A 19055-nucleotide genomic window follows, 5' to 3' on the forward strand; every position below is an offset into this window, starting at 1 on the left:
GGACGCGTCGGGCGGTCAGCTGTTCGAGCTGAGCCGCTCGCGCAGCGCCGCGAGCGAGGCGTCGTCGGCCAGGGTGCCCTGACCAGCCGTCTCGCTCGAGAACGACGACCCAGCGGACGCGGCGGGCGCGTCGAAGGGCGTGGATTCCTCGGCGATCGACGCGGCGACCTGCTTCTTGTGCGCTTCCCAGCGAGCCTGGGCAGCCGCGTACTCCTTCTCCCACGCGTCGCGCTGGGTCTCGAAGCCCTCGCGCCACTCGTTGGTCTCCGGGTCGAAGCCCTCGGGGTACTTGTAGTTGCCCTGCTCGTCGTACTCGGTCGGCATGCCGTAGAGCGCCGGGTCGAACTCGTCGCCCTCGGGGTCGACGCCCTCGTTCGCCTGCTTGAGGCTGAGCGAGATGCGACGACGGTCGAGGTCGATGTCGATGATCTTGACGAAGACCTCGTCACCGACGGACACGACCTGCTCCGCGAGCTCGACGTGCTTGTTCGACAGCTCCGAGATGTGCACGAGGCCCTCGATGCCGTCGGCCACACGGACGAACGCACCGAACGGCACGAGCTTCGTGACCTTGCCCGGCGCGACCTGACCGATCGCGTGGGTGCGGGCGAAGACCTGCCACGGGTCCTCCTGCGTCGCCTTGAGCGAGAGCGACACGCGCTCGCGGTCGAGGTCGACCTCGAGGATCTCGACGGTGACCTCCTGGCCCACCTCGACGACCTCGCTGGCGTGCTCGATGTGCTTCCAGGAGAGCTCGGACACGTGGACGAGACCGTCGACGCCGCCGAGGTCGACGAACGCACCGAAGTTGACGATCGACGAGACGATGCCCTTGCGGACCTGGCCCTTGTGGAGGTTGTTGAGGAACGTCGTGCGCGACTCGGACTGCGTCTGCTCGAGCAGGGCGCGGCGCGACAGGACCACGTTGTTGCGGTTCTTGTCGAGTTCGAGGATCTTCGCTTCGATCTCCTGGCCGAGGTACGGCGTGAGGTCACGGACGCGACGGAGCTCGATGAGCGAGGCCGGGAGGAAGCCACGGAGGCCGATGTCGACGATGAGACCGCCCTTGACGACCTCGATGACCGTGCCGGTCACCACGCCGTCGGACTCCTTGATCTTCTCGACGTCGCCCCACGCACGCTCGTACTGCGCGCGCTTCTTCGACAGGATGAGACGGCCTTCCTTGTCCTCCTTCTGGAGGACGAGGGCCTCGACGTCGTCGCCGACCTCGACGACCTCGTTGGGGTCGACGTCGTGCTTGATCGAGAGCTCGCGGGAGGGGATCACACCCTCCGTCTTGTAACCGACGTCGAGGAGGACCTCGTCGCGGTCGATCTTCACGACGGTCCCGGAGATCAGGTCGCCGTCGTTGAAGAACTTCAGGGTCTTCTCGACCTCGGCCAGGAAGTCATCAGCCGAACCGATGTCGTTGATGGCGACCTGCTTAGGAGCCTTGGTCGTGGTGGTTGTCATGTAGAGATTGCTCCGAACGGGCATTGATCGGGCCATGACGATCGGGGTCCCCCTGGCGAGCACGGGAGGTCCGTGCACGCTTCGGCATGGCGAAGTGGATGCTTGACGCGGATTGCGCCGCACCAGTCTAGCCGGGCCTCCCCCACGGTCACAACCGCGAGCGGGACCCGCGACGGCTCCGTCCCGGGACCCCCGACAGGGGGTGTAACCGCCCCGGGGCGGGGGTCATTCCCGCTCGGGGAGCAGCGCCGACCGGAGCGTGTCGAGTCCGACCCCGCCGAGGGCCAGGGCGTCGCGGTGGAAGGCCCGCAGGTCGAAGTCGGCACCGGCACGCGCCGCGGCCTCGTCGCGGATGGACTCCCACACACGCTGACCCACCTTGTACGACGGGGCCTGTCCCGGCCAGCCGAAGTAGCGGTCGACCTCGAACCGGACGAACGCGTCGTCCATGTTCACGTTCTGTCGCATGAAGTCGAGCGCGTACTCGTGCGTCCAACCACCGCCGTCGGGGTTCGTCTTCTGCAGGTGCACCCCGATGTCGAGGACGACGCGGGCCGCCCGCATCCGCTGGCCGTCGAGCATGCCGAGGCGGTCGCCGTCGTCGTCGAGGTGGCCGAGCTGCTCCATGAGCCGTTCCGCGTAGAGCGCCCAACCCTCGACGTGTCCCGAGGGGCCGGCGAGCTGACGCCGCCACGTGTTGAGCTCGCCGCGGTTGTAGACCGCCTGGCTGATCTGCAGGTGGTGGCCCGGGACGCCTTCGTGGAACACCGTCGTCTTCTCGCGCCAGGTCGCGAACTCGGTCACGCCGTCGGGCACGGACCACCACATGCGGCCCGGCCGGCTGAAGTCGTCGCTCGGGCCCGAGTAGTAGATCCCGCCGTCGTGGGTGGGGGCGATCCGGCACTCGAGGCGACGGATGGGGTCCGGGATGTCGAAGTACGTCCCCGCCAGGGCCTCGACCGAGGCGTCCGAGGTCTCCTGCATCCAGGCGCGGAGTGCGTCGGTGCCGTGGAGCTTCCGGGCCGGGTCCTCGTCGAGCACCGCGATCGCCCGGGCGACGCTGGCCCCGGACTCGATGCGGTCGGCGATGCGCTCCTGCTCGGACCGCATCCGCGCGAGCTCCTCGAGCCCCCACGCGTAGGTCTCGTCCAGGTCGACGACCGCGCCGAGGAACCGACGGGAGTGCAGCTCGTAGTCCTCGCGTCCGACCGCGTCCACCGGGGTGGCGAGCGGCATCAGCTCGTGCTCGAGGAACCGACCGAGCGATCGGTACGCGGCAGCCGCGACGGCGGCGCCACGGGTGAGATCGGCACGGACCGACTCCGGCAGCGCACCACCGTCGTCGAGGGCGGCGCCGGCGGCCAGCTCGTCGAAGAACCCGCCGTCGCGGGCGTTCCGGAGGGCCTGCTGCGCCACGGCGGCGACCTGTCGCTTCGCGGGGGTCACGCCCTCGCGCGTCCCCTGCAGCAGGGTCTCGCGGTACCCCTCGAGCGCGTCGGGGAGCGCGGACAGCCGGTTCGCGATGTCCGACCAGTCGTTCGCCGTCGCCGTCGGCATGAGGTCGAGGACGTCCCGCAGGTGCTGCGCCGGGCTCGCGATGACGTTGAGGTCCCGGAGGTGGAGTCGCCGGTCGTACGACTCGACGACCAGGTCGAGTTCCGCGCCGAGGTCCGTCTTCGTCACGCGGTCGATCGCGTCGACGGGCTCCGCGGCGTCGAGGCTCCGGCGGGCCGCGCGTGCGGCGTCCGCGAGGGCGTCCGCTCCCGCGGGCGACGTGTCACCGTACTCACCCTGCCGACCGCCCACACCGATGTAGGTCCCGATCGTCGGGTCGAGGTCGACGAGTGTCGTCACCCAGTCCTCCGCGACACGGTCGACGGCGGACGGCTTGCGGACAGGACGCTCGGAGCTCATGGTGCGACCATACCGACTCCGCGATCCGGGAGGCCCGGAGCGACCCCGGCGGACCGTCCGACCGGGCGATCGCGCCTGGTCGCTCAGTGCGCCGCTGCCTCCCAGTTCGGCCCCGTGCCGACCTGGACGTCGAGGGGCACGCTCAGGTCCGCGGCACCGCCCATGCGCCGACGCACGATCTCCTCGACCGCGTCCTGTTCGCCCGGAGCGACCTCGAGGATGAGTTCGTCGTGCACCTGCAGCAACAGGTGCGAGTCGTGGCCACCCGCGTCGAGGTCCGCCGCGACGCCGAGCATCGCGATCTTCATGATGTCCGCGGCCGAACCCTGGATCGGCGCATTGAGCGCGGCCCGCTCGGCGTTCTCCCGGAGCACACGGTTCGGGCTCTTGAGGTCGCCGAACGGACGCCGGCGACCGAAGATGGTCTCGGTGTAGCCGTCCTCGCGCGCCTGTTCCACGACGTTGCGGAGGTAGTCGCGCACCGCTCCGAAGCGCGCGAAGTACTCCGCCATGAGGCCGCGTGCCTCTTTCTGGTCGATCCGGAGCTGCTTCGACAGGCCGAACGCGCTCAGTCCGTAGGCGAGTCCGTACGACATCGCCTTGACCTTCGTGCGCATCTCCGGGGAGACGTCGGCGGGCTCGACCCCGAACACGCGGGCACCGACGAACCGGTGCAGGTCCTCGCCCTCCTTGAACGCCTGGATGAGTCCCGGGTCCCCCGACAGGTGCGCCATGATGCGCATCTCGATCTGGGAGTAGTCGGCGGTGAGCAGGGTCGTGTACGGAGCGGCCACCGTGAACGCGGACCGGATCCGACGGCCGACCGCGGTCTTGACGGGGATGTTCTGGAGGTTCGGGTCGGTCGACGAGATGCGTCCGGTGCTCGTCCCGGTCTGTTCGTAGGTCGTGTGCACGCGACCGTCGACCACGGCGGCGTCGAGGGTGTCGACGATCTGCCGCAGCTTGGTCGCGTCGCGGTGCTGCAGCAGCAGGCCGAGGAACGGGTGCGGGTGCTGCTCCTGGAGGTCCGCGAGCGACGCGGCGTCGGTCGAGAAGCCCGTCTTGGTCTTGCGGGTCTTCGGCATCGCGAGCTCGGTGAACAGGACCTCTTGGAGCTGCTTCGGCGACCCGAGGTTGACCTCGTGCCCGATCTCCGCGAACGCCTGCTGTGCGAGCTCCGAGGCGCGCTCCCCGAGTTCGCCGGACAGGTCGGCGAGGACCGCGTGGTCCATCGCGACGCCCCGGGACTCCATGTCGGCGAGGACGGACACGAGCGGGAGCTCGATGTCGTCGAGCACGCGCAACGACCCGGGGTCGATCCGGGCGCGGAGCGCGGTCTCGACCCGGAGGGTGTACCAGGCTCGTGTCGCCGCGCTCGCCGGCTCCGACTCGGGGACGAGCTGGTTCGGGTCGGCCGTGGGCATGGTCTCGCGGAGCTCGCCGTAGACGAGGTCCTCGAGCGACTGCCCCTGCCGGGCCGGGTTCGCGAGCCACCCCGTCACGCGGGGGTCGCCCGCGAGGCCGCCGAGCGTGAACCCCGCCGTCGCGAGCGCCTGGACCGCCGCCTTCGCGTCGTGCAGGTGCTTCGGCGCGTCCCCGGCGAGCCAGGTCTGCAACTGCTCGTAGTCACGCGCTCCACTGCCCCCGGGCACGAGCACGGCGTCGTCGTGCGTCGCGATGCCGATCGCGCTGAGACGCCCGTCGACGGTCTCGACCGACACCCCGAAGCCGTTGTCCGCGTCGTGCTCGGTCTTGGTGCGGAGCCAGTGTCCCAGCTCCTCGTCGATCAGGGTCCGCGCGGCCGGCGGCGTCGGAGCACCGTCGTCCACCCCGCCCTCGGTCGCGGCGTCGCCGCCGTCACCGGTTCCCGCGACCTTGAACACGCGGTCGAGGAGCGTGCGGAACTGCAGGCGGTCGAACAGCTCACGCACCGCGGCCTCGTCGACCGGACGGATGACGACGTCGGCCGGCCCCACCGGCAGCTCGACGTCGCGCACGAGACGGTTCAGGCGGCGGTTCCGCACCGCGCGGTCCTTCTGTTCGCGGAGGTTGGCGCCCACGACGCCCTTGATCTCGTCGGCGTGCTCGAGGACACCGTCGAGCGAGCCGTACTGGGTGATCCACTTGACGGCGGTCTTCTCGCCCACCTTGTCGATCCCGACGAGGTTGTCGCTGGTCTCGCCCACGAGCGCCGCGATGTCCGGGTACTGGTGCGGTTCGATGCCGTACCGCTCGTACACCTTGTCGCGGTCGTAGCGGGTCAGTTCGGACACGCCGCGCACCGACGGGTAGAGCAGCGTCACGTCGTCGTCGACGAGCTGGATGGCGTCGCGGTCACCCGAGACGACGTACACGCGGTACCCCTGCTGCGCGCCCTGCAGCGACAGCGTGGCGAGGATGTCGTCGGCCTCGTAGTCCTCTTTCGTGACCGTGGTGATGCCCATGGCGTGCAGGGCCTCTTGCAGGAGCGGGATCTGCCCCTTGAACTCCTCGGGGGTCTCGGAGCGGGTGCCCTTGTAGTCCTCGTACTCACGGGTGCGGAACGAGAACCGCGAGATGTCGAACGCCACGGCGATGTGGGTCGGTCGTTCGCGCTGCAAGAGCATGAGCAGCATCGAGATGAAGCCGTGGATCGCGTTCGTGTGCTGGCCTTCGCGGTTCACGAAGCTGTCGACCGGCAACGCGTAGAACGCCCGGAACGCCAGCGAGTGTCCGTCGATGACCAGGAGGGTAGGCTTTTCCGCGTCCGACACCCGGACAGCCTATCCACGGCCGGTGACAACCCCGGAGGCCACGAGTGACCGACAGCCCGACCATCACCGGCTCCCCCGAGGGCGTCGAGCGGTACGAACAGCGCGGGATCGGTGAACTCGCCGAGAAGATGGGCATGCAGATCCTCGAGCTGAGCGCCGAGCGCGCCGTCGGCACGATCCCGGTCGAGGGCAACCGTCAGCCGGTCGGGCTGCTGCACGGCGGGGCGTTCGTGGTCCTCGCCGAGAGCCTGGGCTCGATGGCGGCGACCGTCCACGCCGGCCCCGGGCGCATCGCGGTCGGCATCGAGCTGAACGCGTCACACAGCCGGAGCGCCACGACGGGCGTCGTCACGGGTACGTGCACCGCGATCCACCTCGGCCGCACCCTGTGCACGCACGAGATCGTGCTCACCGACGACGAGGGGCGACGCTGCTCGACGGTCCGCATCACCAACCTGCTCCGCGACGCCTGACCGACGCCGCGCCGCTGGCCGGTCGCGCTACTTCTTGACGCTGAGCTGCTCGATGATCGCCTTGGCGACGTCGTGCATGGTGAGCCGCCGGTCCATCGAGGCCTTCTGGATCCACCGGAAGGCCTCGGGCTCCGTCAGGCCCATCTTCTCGTTGAGGAGCCCCTTCGCGCGGTCGACGAGCTTGCGGGTCTCGAACCGCTCGACGAGGTCGGCGACCTCGGCCTCGAGCGTGATGATCTGCTGGTGCCGAGAGAGCGCGATCTCGATCGCGGGCAGCAGGTCGTTCGGCGTGAACGGCTTCACGACGTATGCGAGGGCACCGGCCTCGGTCGCACGCTCGACGAGCTCCTTCTGACTGAAGGCCGTCAGCAGCACGACCGGCGCGATGTGGTTCTTCGACAGCCGCTCGGCCGCGGAGATCCCGTCGAGCTGCGGCATCTTGACGTCCATGATCACGAGGTCGGGCCGCAGGTCCGTGGCGAGCGCGACAGCGGTCTCGCCGTCGCCGGCCTCGCCGACCACGTCGAAGCCGTTGTCCCGGAGGATCTCGACGATGTCGAGGCGGATGAGCGACTCGTCCTCCGCGACGACGACGCGACGGGGTGCGGTGGGGGTTGCTTCTGTGTCACTCACGCGGCAATCCTACTATGCGCATCCCGGCCCTCCCGGAGTCCCGGGACGGTCAGCAGGCGACGTCGTTCCGGCGACCGGTGATCCTGCCGGGCGCCGTCGGTACGAGTGGCGGGACTCGAACCCGCACGCCGTGAGGCAGAGCATTTTGAGTGCCCCGTGTCTGCCGATTCCACCACACTCGCGTCCTGCTCAGGCTAGCAGGAGGGCCGGACCGCACCAGGTGAGGCAAGCCTGTCCATGCTGGCGGCGCAGGTCCGGTGGTGGTTCCATTCCTGCATGTCGCACGCAACGGACCTCGCCCTGCCGGAGACGAGCGCCGTCGGCGACGCGACGAGCGCCGGTCGACTCAACTGGCTCCGGGCGGGCCTCCTCGGTGCGAACGACGGGATCGTGTCCGTCGCGGCGATCGTCGTCGGCGTGGCGGGTGCCGGCGCGTCGACCGGAGCGATCGCCGCCGCCGGCACGGCCGGACTCGTCGGAGGCGCCATCTCGATGGCCCTCGGCGAGTACGTCTCGGTCAGCGGCCAGCGGGACGCACAGCGCACCGGACTGGCCGCACGCCAAGCGGAGCGCGCGGCAGAGGCCGAGGACGCCGGCGCGATCGCCGGTCACTACGCCGCCCTCGGCGTCGACCCCGACACCGCCGCGTCGATCGCGGCCGAGCTCGTGCGTCCCGAGGTGCGACGTCGACGCGCCGCCATCGCCCTCGCGGACGAGGAAGCCGACATGGTCAGCCCGTGGCGCGCCGCGTGGGTCTCGGCGGCGACGTTCACGGTCGGCGCCCTGTTGCCCCTGTTCGCCATCCTGATCCCGCCAGCCGGTGCTCGGGTGCCCGCGACGATCGTCGCCGTGCTCCTCGCCCTCGCCGTGACCGGCGCGACCGGGGCGACCCTCGGCGGCGCGGCCCGCGGCCGCGCGACGGTGCGGGTGGTGGTCGGCGGGGCCCTCGCACTCGCGGCGACCTACGCCGCCGGACTGCTCCTCGGCGCGCACGTCGGCGGATGATCGCGAGGTCCTCCGTCGGCTCGCTGAACACCCGCTGAGCGCGGCACCCGCCCGATCGGTACCGTCTGCCCGGAACCCGGAACCTGGATCCGACCCCGAGCCCGGGATCCGACCTCGAGCCCGGGACCCGACGGAGAGGGACAGCCAACGTGGACACGCGTGCGGTCCGGACCTTCCGCGTGTTCGTGGTGACCACCGCGGTCGTCGCGATCGTGCTCGGCGGTGTCGGCATCCTGTGGCCACACCCGACGCTCGTCGTGCTCGCACTCCTGTTCGGCGTCGATCTCGTCGTCGCCGGGGTCCTGCGGGTGGCCTCGGCGGCGATCGGCCGGGGCACGCATCGGGTCTGGCGCTGGGTGTCGATCGTCGGTGGCGTGTTCGTGGCAGCCGCCGGGCTCGTCTGCCTGCTCGACCCGGCGGCCCCGCTCGTCGTCCTGGCGACGCTCGGCGGGATCGGGTTCATCGTCGAGGGCGTCGCGGCACTCGTCGGCGCGGTCGTCGGTCACCCGGGCTCGTCGCGCGGACCGAGTGCGGTGAGCGGTGCGCTGTCGATCCTCGCCGGTGTGGCGGTCCTGGTCGCACCCGGACTCGCGTTGGCGGCGTTCGTCGTCCTCGCCGGCATCGTCCTCGTCGTCGTCGGCATCGCGGCGCTGCTGCTCGTCCCGCCCCGCGCCGCCATCCGCGGATGACGCCACGGCGCCGTGCGTCCCGCTCCGGAACGTGCCGGCGGGAGGACGGCCGGGGACCGAACCACCCGGACGGTCAGATGCCGGCGGTCCCGAACAGCAACCCGAGCAGGTAGGTCACCGCCGCCGCACCGTACCCGATCGCGAGCTGCCGCAGTGCCCGCCGTGCGGGGGACGCACCCGAGAGCACACCGACGACCGCCCCGGACACGAGCAGCGCGATGCCGACCAGCACCGCGGCGACCGCGACGGCGGACCACTCCCCGAGTCCGAACAGGTACGGGAGGACGGGGACCACGGCCCCCGACGCGAAGAACAGGAAACTCGAGATCGCGGCGCTCAGCCCGCTCCCGACCGCCTCGTGCTCCACCGTGCCGACGGCCCCCGTCTCCGACGTCTGCCGGAGTCCGGTGAGCACCTCGTGGGCGTGCTGCGCCGCCGCGGCCTCGTCCATCCCGCGCGCTCGGTAGACGAGCGCGAGTTCGTTCTGGTCGACGTCGAGGTCGACCACGGCCTGGCCGGCCTCGGGATGCGGAGCGGAGGCGTCGAGCAGCTCGCGCTGCGACCGCACGGACACGTACTCCCCCGCCCCCATGGAGAGTGCACCGGCGAGCAGCCCCGCCACGCCGCTCAACAACACGACGTGCTGGTCGGCGCCGGACGCGCCGATGCCGATGATGAGCGCCAGGTTCGACACCAGGCCGTCGTTCGCGCCGAACACCGCGGCCCGGAAGGTGCCGGACAGGCGGAGTCGCCCCCGGTTCGCCAGACCGCGCACGACCTCGCCGTGGATGCGCTCGTCCGCCGCCATCGCCGCCGAGGCGTCGACGTCCGCCCCGTACGGAGACCGGTCCTCGGTGCGCTGCATCAGCGCGAGCACGAACACCGAACCGAAGCGCTTCGCGAGGCCCGCGAGGATCCGTGTCCGCAGATCGCCACGGAGGGGACGCCCCACGTCGTCGCCGAGCAGCTCGAGCCAGTGCTGCTCGTGGCGCCCCTCGGCCTCGGCGAGGGCGAGCAGGATGTCCCGCTCCTCACCGGACCGCCGCGCGGCCAGGTTCCGGTAGACCGACGCCTCGGCGCGTTCGTCGGCGAGGTACCGGCGCCAGCGCCGGAGCTCGGTCGGCGGACGTCGCGCGCGACCGTCGGTCGACGTCGAGACCACGCCCCGTGCCTCCTGTTCGGATCCGGCGGTCAGTTGCGGACGTAGGCCGGAGCAGCCTCCGCGTGGGCGTCGCCGACGCGGTGCACGCGGAGGTCGTTCGTCGACCCCGGCAGCCCGGGAGGCGAACCGGCCGTGACGACGACGCGGTCGCCGGGCTTGGCGAGGCCGTGCCCGATGAGGAGGTCGTCGACCTGCGGGAAGAGCTCGTCGGTGTGCGTCATGCGCTCGACCAGGAACGAGCGGACGCCCCACGTCAGCGCCATGCGGCGTCGCGTCGCCTCGTTCGGGGTGAAGGCGATGATCGGCAGACCGTGGCGGAGCCGGGACATGCGGCGAGCCGAGTCGCCGGACTCCGTGAAGACGCAGAGGTACGACGCCTCGGTGAACTCCGCGATCTCGACGGCGGCGAGGGTGATCGCACCGCCGAGGGTGCGGGGCTTCGTGCCGAGCGGCGCGATCCGCTCGAGGCCGTGGTCCTCGGTCGACTCGACGATGCGGGCCATGGTGCGGACCGTCTCCACCGGGTACTCGCCGACGCTCGTCTCGCCCGAGAGCATGACCGCGTCCGCGCCGTCGAGGACCGCGTTCGCGACGTCCGAGGTCTCGGCGCGCGTCGGGATGGGGCTCGAGATCATCGACTCGAGCATCTGCGTGGCGACGATGACGGGCTTCGCCATGCGGCGGGACAGCTCGACGGCGCGCTTCTGCACGATCGGCACGGCCTCGAGCGGCAGCTCGACACCCAGGTCACCGCGCGCGACCATGATCGCGTCGAAGGCGTCGATGATCTCCTCGAGCGCGTCCACGGCCTGCGGCTTCTCGACCTTCGCGATGACCGGGAGCCGCTTGCCCTCCTCGTCCATGATCTCGTGGGCGCGCTCGACGTCGGCGGCGTTGCGGACGAACGAGAGCGCGATGAGGTCGGCGCCCTGCCGGATCGCCCAGCGGAGGTCGGCCTCGTCCTTCTCGCTCAGCGCGGGGACGTTCACGGCGACGCCGGGGAGGTTGATGCCCTTGTTGTTCGACACCGTCCCGGGCACGACGACCTCGGTGCGCACGCGGACGCCGTCCGAGTCGAGCACCCGGAGGCGGACACGGCCGTCGTCGATGAGGAGCGGGTCGCCGGGCTTGACGTCCTGTGGGAGCCCCTTGAACGTCGTCCCGCACACGTCCTTCGAGCCGGGGACGTCCTCGGTGGTGATCGTGAAGACGTCGCCGGCCGCGAGCTCGTGGGGGCCGTCCGCGAACCGCGCGAGGCGGATCTTCGGGCCCTGCAGGTCGACGAGGACCGCGACGGGCTTGCCGAGGTCGTCCGCCGCACGTCGGACGTTCTCGTAGTTCGCCTCGTGCACGCTGTAGTCACCGTGGCTGAGGTTCAGCCGGGCCACGTCGACGCCCGCCTGGATGATGTCCTTGACGGTCTCGTAGTCCGAGGTCGCCGGTCCGAGCGTCGAAACGATCTTTGCGCGTCTCAATGGTGTCCTTCGTGTGGTGGATGTCGTGCTGCGGTGGCGCCCGCACGGGCGGTCCCGGCCGGACGACCGGCCACCGGCAGCCTACCGGCCGGTGCCGCTCCGTCAGACGCTGATCGCGCGGTCGGTCGCACGGACCGGGGCCGGGAGGCGAGTGGACCCCTCGAGATAGCGGTCCACCTCGGCGGCCGCCGCGCGGCCCTCCGCGATCGCCCAGACGATGAGGGACTGCCCGCGACCGGCGTCACCCGCGACGAACACCCCGGGCTCGTTGGTCGTGTAGTCGGCACCCCGCTCGAGGGCGCCGGACGGCGCGAACGGGAGGCCCAGCTGCGGCTCGAGCGTGTCGCGTTCCGGTCCGGTGAAGCCCATCGCGATGAGCACGAGGTCCGCGGGGATCTCACGCTCGGTCCCCGACTTCGGCACACGGCGGCCGTCGAGGTACTCGGTCTCCGCGACCCGGAGCGCCCGCACCTCGCCGGCCTCGTTCGCCAGGAACTCGACGGTCGAGGCGAGGTACCGACGCTCGCCTCCCTCTTCGTGCGCGCTCGAGACCTCGAACACCGTCGGGAACATCGGCCAGGGCTGGTCCGACGGACGCTCGAGCGGCGGCTGCTTGCCGATCGCCAGGTTCGTCACACTGATGGCGCCCTGCCGGTGCGCGGTGCCGATGCAGTCCGCGCCCGTGTCACCGCCACCGATCACGACGACGTGCTTGCCCTCCGCCGTGATCTGGTTGTCGACCACCGTGCCGGCACCGGTGCGGTTCTGCTGCACGAGGTACTCCATGGCGAAGTGGACGCCGGACAGGTCCCGGCCCGGGATCGGCAGGTCGCGCGGGACCGTCGCGCCCGTGGCGACCACGACGGCGTCGTACCGGCTCTTCAGGTCGGACCAGCTGATGTCCACGCCGATCTCCACGCCCGCGCGGAACCGGGTGCCCTCGGCCTGCATCTGCTGCAGACGGAGGTCGATCTGGCGCTTCTCCATCTTGAAGTCGGGGATGCCGTAGCGCAGGAGGCCGCCGATCCGGTCGTCGCGCTCGTACACCGCGACGGTGTGCCCGGCGCGGGTGAGCTGCTGCGCGGCGGCGAGTCCCGCGGGACCCGACCCGACGACCGCGACCGTCTTGCCCGTGAGTCGCTCGGGCGGGTGCGGCGTCACCCAGCCGTTCTGGAACGCCTGGTCGATGATCGAGACCTCGACCTGCTTGATCGTCACCGGTGGCTGGTTGATGCCGAGCACGCACGCGGCCTCGCACGGCGCCGGGCACAGCCGCCCGGTGAACTCCGGGAAGTTGTTCGTCGCGTGCAGGCGCTCGATCGCCTGTCGGCCCTCGCCGCGCCACATGAGGTCGTTCCACTCGGGGATGAGGTTCCCGAGGGGGCAGCCCTGGTGGCAGAACGGCACGCCGCAGTCCATGCAGCGCCCGGCCTGGCGCCGGAGCGCACCCGGTTCCTGCTGCTCGTAGACCTCTTTCCAGTCCATGAGCCGCACCGGCACGGGCCGGCGGGGCGGCAGTTCGCGTTCCTGGACCTTGAGGAAGCCCTTCGGGTCAGCCACGGGTCATCACCTCCGGTGACGTGCGGGTCGATCGGGGTCGGACGGACCCCGTGGGTGGGACGGATCGGATCCGGGTGCGCTCAACCACCGGTGACCTCCAGGATGCGGTTCCAGACGACGTCGCCGTCGGGGTCGAGCCCCTCGTCGACCGCGGTCTGGCGGGTCTTGAGGACGGCAGCGTAGTCGCGCGGGAGCACCTTGACGAACGCGGTGAGGTCCGGGTCCTCGGCCAGGATCGACCGGGCCAGCCCGGAATCGGTCTCGGCCACGTGACGCTCGAGCAGATCGGTGACGATCTCGGCGTCCGCGCTGTCGAGTGACGACAGGACGAGCTCGCCGGACGCGAGGGCGTCCTGGTTGACGTCCTCCGGTCGGAGCCCGCGGACGTACGCCGTGCCGCCCGACATGCCGGCGCCGAGGTTGCGGCCGGTCGCGCCGAGGATCAGTGCGAGACCGCCGGTCATGTACTCGAGCGCGTGGTCGCCCACGCCCTCGACCACGGCCGTGGCGCCCGAGTTCCGGACGAGGAACCGCTCGCCGACGATCCCGCGGATGAACATCGACCCCTGCGTGGCGCCGTATCCGATGACGTTGCCGGCGATGACGTTCTCCTCGGCCGCGAACCCGGCACCCTCGGTGGGGCGGACGACGATCTCACCGCCGGAGAGCCCCTTGCCGACGTAGTCGTTGCTGTCGCCGAAGAGCCGGATGCGGACGCCCGAGGGCAGGAACGCGCCGAGCGACTGCCCGGCGGATCCGCGGAGCGTCACCTCGATCGCGCCGGCCGGGAGGCCGTTCTCACCGTGTCGCACCGTCACCTCGTGCCCGAGCATGGTCCCGACCGCGCGCTCGGTGTTCCGGACCGGCAGGTCGAGCGCGACGTGGCCGCCGTGCTCGAGGACGTCGGTCGCGGCGTGGATGAGCCCGTTGTCGAAGTGGGCGTCCAGCTCGTGGTCCTGCTCGCGCAGGTTCCGGCGCGGCTCGTCGTCGGCGAACTCCGGCCCGCGCAGGACCGGGGCGAGGTCGAGCCCGGAGGCCTTCCAGTGCTCGACGGCGCGGTCGACGTCGAGGACCTCGGTGTGCCCGATCGCCTCCTCGAGGCTGCGGAACCCGAGCTCGGCGAGGTACTCGCGGACCTCCTGTGCCAGGAACTCGAAGAAGTTCACGACGAACTCCGGCTTGCCCGTGAAGCGCTTGCGGAGCTCCGGGTTCTGCGTCGCGACGCCGACCGGGCACGTGTCGAGGTGGCACACCCGCATGAGGATGCAGCCCTCGACGACGAGCGGTGCCGTCGCGAACCCGTACTCCTCGCCCCCGAGCAGTGCGGCCACCACGACGTCACGCCCGGTCTTCATCTGACCGTCGACCTGGACCACGACGCGGTCGCGCATCTTGTTGAGCATGAGCGTCTGCTGGGTCTCGGCCAGGCCGATCTCCCACGGCGTCCCCGCGTGCTTGAGCGAGTTGAGCGGGCTCGCGCCGGTGCCGCCGTCGTGGCCCGAGACGAGCACGACGTCGGCGAGTGCCTTCGTGACCCCCGCCGCGACCGCACCGATGCCCGACTGGCTCACGAGCTTGACGTGCACGCGCGCGGACGGGTTCGCTCGCTTGACGTCGAAGATGAGCTGCTTGAGGTCCTCGATCGAGTAGATGTCGTGGTGCGGCGGCGGTGAGATGAGGCCGACACCGGCGGTGGCGTGGCGGGTGCGCGCCACCCAGGGGTAGACCTTGGCCGGCGGGAGCTGGCCACCCTCGCCCGGCTTCGCACCCTGCGCCATCTTGAGCTGGATGTCCGTCGCGTGTGTCAGGTACATGCTCGTCACGCCGAAGCGCCCCGAGGCGACCTGCTTGATCGCGCTCCGGCGCTCGGGGTCGAGCAGTCGTTCGACGTCCTCCCCGCCCTCACCCGTGTTCGAGCGTCCGCCGAGCCGGTTCATGGCGATCGCGAGTGTCTCGTGGGCCTCCCGGGAGATGGAGCCGTAGCTCATCGCACCCGTGTTGAACCGCTTGACGATCGACTCGATGGGCTCGACCTCGTCGAGGGGCACCGGCGGGCGGAGTCCCTTGTGGAACGAGAAGAGTCCGCGCAGGGTCATGAGCTGCTCGGCCTGGTCGTCGACCGCGGACGAGTACTCGCGGAAGATGTCGTACCGGCGGGCGCGCGTGGCGTGCTGCAGCCGGAACACCGTCTCGGGGTTGAACAGGTGCGGCGGTCCCTCGCGGCGCCACTGGTACTCACCACCGGTGGCCAGGCGCTCGTGTGCGCTGACCGCACCGTCCTGCGGGTAGGCGCTCGCGTGCCGTTCGGCGTTCTCGCGGGCGATGACCTCGATGCCGACCCCGCCCAGGATCGACGACGTGCCGGTGAAGTACTCGTCGACGAACTCCTGGCTCAGTCCGACGGCCTCGAACGCCTGCGCCGCAGCGTAGCTCGACACCGTCGAGATGCCCATCTTCGACATGATCTTGAGCACGCCCTTGCCGAGCGCCTTGATGACGTTCTTGACGGCCTGTTCTGGCGTCATGCCGGGGAGCATCCCCGACCGGACGAGGTTCTCGCAGGTCTCCATCGCGAGGTACGGGTTGATCGCGGACGCGCCGTACCCGATGAGGGTCGCGACGTGGTGGACTTCGCGGACGTCGCCGGCCTCGACGATCAGACCGACCTTCATCCGCTGCTCGGTCCGGATGAGGTGGTGGTGCACGGCCGCGAGCATGAGCAGGCTCGGAACGGGCGCGAGGTCCACGGTGCCGTCACGGTCGGAGAGCACGATGAACTGCTTGCCGGCCTCGATCGCGGCGTCGACCTCGTCGAGCATCGCGCGGATCCGCGTCTGCATCGCCTGCTCGCCCGCGTCGACGCGGTAGAGCCCCTTGACCGTGACGGTGAGCTGCCGTCCGGACTCGGTCTCGAAGTGCTCGATCTTGGCGAGCTGGTCGTTGTCGATCACCGGGAAGTCCAGGACGATCTGCTTCGCGTGCTCCGGCGTCGCGTCGAGGAGGTTGCGCTCCGGGCCCAGCCCGAGTCCCATGCTCGTCACGACGGACTCGCGGATCGAGTCGAGCGGCGGGTTCGTCACCTGCGCGAACTGCTGGGTGAAGTAGTCGAACAGCAACCGGGGCCGCTCCGACAGCACCGCGATGGGCGTGTCCGACCCCATGGCGCCGAGGGGTTCGGCTCCCGTCTGCGCCATCGGACGCAGCAGGATCCGGACTTCCTCCTCCGTGTACCCGAAGGCACGCTGCCGTCGGGTCACGGACGCCGGGGTGTGTACGACGTGCTCGCGGTCCGGCAGGTCCTCGAGGTTGATCCGGCCCGCGGCCAGCCACGCGGCCCACGGCCCGGAGGCGGCCAGCTCACGCTTGACCTCGTCGTCCTCGATGATGCGCCCGGCCTCGGTGTCGACGAGGAACATGCGGCCCGGCCGCAGGCGCCCCTTCCGGACGACCCGCTCGGCCGGGACGTCGATGACACCCGTCTCGCTCGCGAGCACGACGAGGCCCTCGTCGGTCACGAGGAAGCGACCCGGCCGGAGGCCGTTGCGGTCCAGCGTCGCACCGACCAGCGAGCCGTCGGTGAACGTGATGGCGGCGGGGCCGTCCCACGGCTCCATGAGCATCGAGTGGTACTCGTAGAACGCCCGGAGGTCGGGATCCATGTCCGCGCGGTTCTCCCACGCCTCGGGCACCATCATCGACACGGCGTGCGGCAGCGATCGGCCCGACAGGCTGAGGAGTTCGACGACCTCGTCGAACGACGCCGAGTCGCTCGCGGCCGGACTGACGATCGGCAGCAACGGCGCCATGTCGCCGAGGAGCTCGTTCTCGAGCTGCGACTGCCGTGCGCGCATCCAGTTGCGGTTGCCGCGCACCGTGTTGATCTCGCCGTTGTGCGCGATCATCCGGAACGGCTGCGCCAGTGGCCAGGACGGGAAGGTGTTCGTCGAGTAGCGCGAGTGCACGATCGCGAGCTTCGAGGCGAACCGTTCGTCGCTCAGGTCCGGGTAGAACGGCTCGAGCTGGAGGGTCGTGACCATGCCCTTGTAGACGATGGTCCGACTCGACAGCGACATGAAGTACACGTCCTGGTCGCGCTCGATCCGCTTGCGGAGGCGGAAGGTCTGTCGGTCGAGCGCGATGCCCGACCGCGGCGTGCCGTCCTCGTCGTGGCGCTCGCTCGCGACGAAGCACTGCTCGAACGCCGGCATGGCAGCTCGCGCGAGCGTGCCGAGCTCGTCCGGGCGCACGGGCACCTCGCGCCAACCGAGGACCCGGAGCCCCTCGTCCGCCGCGACGGCCTCGATCGCCGCCTTGACGGCGGCGCGCGCGTCCACGTTGGTCGGGAGGTACGCCGTACCCACCGCGTACCCGCCCGCGTCGGGCAGCGCGAACGGCACGACCTCGCGGAGGAAGGCGTCCGGGACCTGGCAGAGGATCCCCGCGCCGTCACCCGTGCCGGCGTCGCTGCCGATGGCACCGCGGTGTTCGAGGTGACGGAGGGCACCGAGCGCCGCGTCGACGATGTCGTGACCGGGCGTTCCGCAGAGCGTGGCGACCATGGCCAGACCGCAGGCGTCCTTCTCGTTCGCCGGGTCGTACGCGCCGACGGCGGCCGGGACCGCGCTGAAACGCTGGTGGGGTGGCAGGAGCGCCATGGGAACCGTCCTCACGAGGAGATGGGGAACTGGGACGTCGAGCGGTCGACTGGACCCGGTGGTACGTCGCCGAGCGGCGAGGCGTGTGCCCGGGCACAGCCGCCCGTGACGGTGCTCCGGGCGGCGTGCGAGGTGTCGGGCCACTTGTGGTGACCCTACGACGGTCGGGTCCCGCGCGGGACCCGGACGACATCACGAGTTGCTGTGGACGTGCTGTCGTCGGACCGCGGCTCTGCCGCGGTCGGTCGGAGTTCAGCTCGGGTGTGCCCTAGCTGCGGTCGGCGGCGGTGGCGACCGGTTCCGGATCGGTGACGACGAGCGGTTCGTCGTCGGACTCCGAGTAGGTGTCGTCAGATCCTACACTGCTGGCCGCGCGCGGACCGCGACCGGGCAGGTACCCGCTGGGCTCGGTACCCGGGTGTCGCCGGGTCTGCACGACGAAGATGACGATGCCGAGCACGATCGCCGCGAGTGCGGCCCAGACGTTCGTGCGGACTCCGAAGAAGGTCTCGCTCGTGTCGACCCGGATCGACTCGAGCACGGACCGCCCCGCGCCGTACCAGATCAGGTAGAGCGCGAGGACGCGGCCCCACTGCAGGTGGAAGCGCCGGTCGATGAGCACGATGACCGCGAACCCGACGAGGTTCCAGATGATCTCGTAGAGGAACGTCGGGTGGAACAGCGTCCCGGCCGGCAGACCGACCGGGTACGCGGGGTTCGACTGCTCGATCTGGAGCCCCCAGGGCAGGTTCGTCGGCATGCCGAAGAGCTCGTGGTTGAAGTAGTTGCCGAGCCGGCCGAACGCCTGAGCGACGAGCAGCCCGGGCGCGACGGCGTCGACGAAGGTGGTGAACCGGAGCCCGACGTACCGGCAGGCCCACCAGGCACCGAGGGCGCCGGCGATCAGGGCGCCGAAGATGGCGAGCCCGCCCTCCCAGATGGCGAACGGTTCCCACCATGCGATGCCCGGCCCGAAGTAGTCCCCGACGTGGGTGAACACGTGGTAGGCGCGTCCGCCGATGATGCCGAGCGGGACCGCGCCGATCGCGATGTCGACGATGACCCACTTCTCGACGCCGCGACGCACCAGCCGACGGTCGGTGATGACGACGCAGGCGACGATCCCGAGCAGGATGCAGATGGCGTAGGCGTGGATCCGGAAGTCGAGTGGGAAGGACCACCCGAAGACCCGGTCCAGCCAGTTCGTCAGATCGAAGTACTGCCAGGCCGTGCTCGGGCTCGGGATGCTCAGGGGAAGCATGG

12 protein-coding genes and 1 tRNA gene are annotated in these 19055 nt (G+C 70.7%); 3 read left to right on the forward strand and 10 right to left on the reverse strand.

The window, feature by feature from the left end; genetic code table 11:
- Nucleotides 1-15 precede the first annotated feature (15 nt).
- The 3 genes from rpsA to polA all read right to left on the reverse strand — a co-directional run bounded on the left by rpsA (nt 16) and on the right by polA (nt 6140).
- Nucleotides 16-1473, reverse strand: a complete 1458-nt coding sequence (gene rpsA, locus DEI81_RS03535) for a 30S ribosomal protein S1 (protein WP_111009129.1) — start codon at nt 1471-1473, stop codon at nt 16-18.
- Nucleotides 1474-1698: 225 nt separating this feature from the next.
- Nucleotides 1699-3387, reverse strand: coding sequence for a DUF885 domain-containing protein (locus DEI81_RS03540; RefSeq protein WP_111009130.1), 1689 nt, complete (start codon nt 3385-3387; stop codon nt 1699-1701).
- Nucleotides 3388-3470: 83 nt separating this feature from the next.
- Nucleotides 3471-6140: a DNA polymerase I gene (gene polA, locus DEI81_RS03545; RefSeq protein WP_111009131.1), complete on the reverse strand. Its 2670-nt coding sequence runs from the start codon at nt 6138-6140 to the stop codon at nt 3471-3473.
- Nucleotides 6141-6268: 128 nt separating this feature from the next.
- Between polA and DEI81_RS03550 the strand changes: the two genes are divergently transcribed.
- Nucleotides 6269-6613, forward strand: a complete 345-nt coding sequence (locus DEI81_RS03550; RefSeq protein WP_111009352.1) for a PaaI family thioesterase — start codon at nt 6269-6271, stop codon at nt 6611-6613.
- Nucleotides 6614-6640: 27 nt separating this feature from the next.
- Here DEI81_RS03550 and DEI81_RS03555 read toward each other — a convergent pair whose 3' ends face one another.
- Both DEI81_RS03555 and DEI81_RS03560 read right to left on the reverse strand, forming a co-directional pair.
- Nucleotides 6641-7246 (reverse strand): ANTAR domain-containing response regulator, encoded by a 606-nt coding sequence (locus tag DEI81_RS03555; RefSeq protein WP_111009132.1) that lies wholly within the window; start codon nt 7244-7246, stop codon nt 6641-6643.
- A 100-nt stretch (nt 7247-7346) separates the two neighbouring features.
- A tRNA-Leu gene (locus tag DEI81_RS03560) sits at nt 7347-7428 on the reverse strand.
- 94 nt (nt 7429-7522) lie between these two features.
- On the opposite strand from DEI81_RS03560, the gene DEI81_RS03565 reads away from it, so the two are divergent.
- Both DEI81_RS03565 and DEI81_RS03570 read left to right on the forward strand, forming a co-directional pair.
- Entirely contained in the window at nt 7523-8251 is a 729-nt protein-coding gene (locus DEI81_RS03565; RefSeq protein WP_111009353.1) for a VIT1/CCC1 transporter family protein, read from the forward strand.
- Between the two features lie 149 nt (nt 8252-8400).
- Nucleotides 8401-8940, forward strand: a complete 540-nt coding sequence (locus tag DEI81_RS03570) for an HdeD family acid-resistance protein (RefSeq protein ID WP_181435315.1) — start codon at nt 8401-8403, stop codon at nt 8938-8940.
- 73 nt (nt 8941-9013) lie between these two features.
- Here DEI81_RS03570 and DEI81_RS03575 read toward each other — a convergent pair whose 3' ends face one another.
- The 5 genes from DEI81_RS03575 to lgt all read right to left on the reverse strand — a co-directional run bounded on the left by DEI81_RS03575 (nt 9014) and on the right by lgt (nt 19053).
- Nucleotides 9014-10102, reverse strand: a complete 1089-nt coding sequence (locus tag DEI81_RS03575; RefSeq protein WP_111009134.1) for a VIT1/CCC1 family protein — start codon at nt 10100-10102, stop codon at nt 9014-9016.
- Between the two features lie 29 nt (nt 10103-10131).
- Complete coding sequence (gene pyk, locus DEI81_RS03580; protein WP_111009135.1) at nt 10132-11577, reverse strand: pyruvate kinase; 1446 nt, start codon at nt 11575-11577, stop codon at nt 10132-10134.
- 102 nt (nt 11578-11679) lie between these two features.
- On the reverse strand, nt 11680-13137 hold the full coding sequence (locus tag DEI81_RS03585; protein ID WP_111009136.1) for a glutamate synthase subunit beta: 1458 nt from the start codon (nt 13135-13137) through the stop codon (nt 11680-11682).
- An 80-nt stretch (nt 13138-13217) separates the two neighbouring features.
- Nucleotides 13218-17792, reverse strand: coding sequence for a glutamate synthase large subunit (gene gltB, locus DEI81_RS03590; protein ID WP_111009137.1), 4575 nt, complete (start codon nt 17790-17792; stop codon nt 13218-13220).
- Between the two features lie 268 nt (nt 17793-18060).
- Nucleotides 18061-19053: a prolipoprotein diacylglyceryl transferase gene (gene lgt, locus DEI81_RS03595; RefSeq protein WP_111009138.1), complete on the reverse strand. Its 993-nt coding sequence runs from the start codon at nt 19051-19053 to the stop codon at nt 18061-18063.
- Between the last annotated feature and the right edge of the window lie 2 nt (nt 19054-19055).

Origin of the sequence: Curtobacterium sp. MCBD17_013 (genome assembly GCF_003234565.1) — a bacterium.
Lineage (GTDB): Bacteria > Actinomycetota > Actinomycetes > Actinomycetales > Microbacteriaceae > Curtobacterium.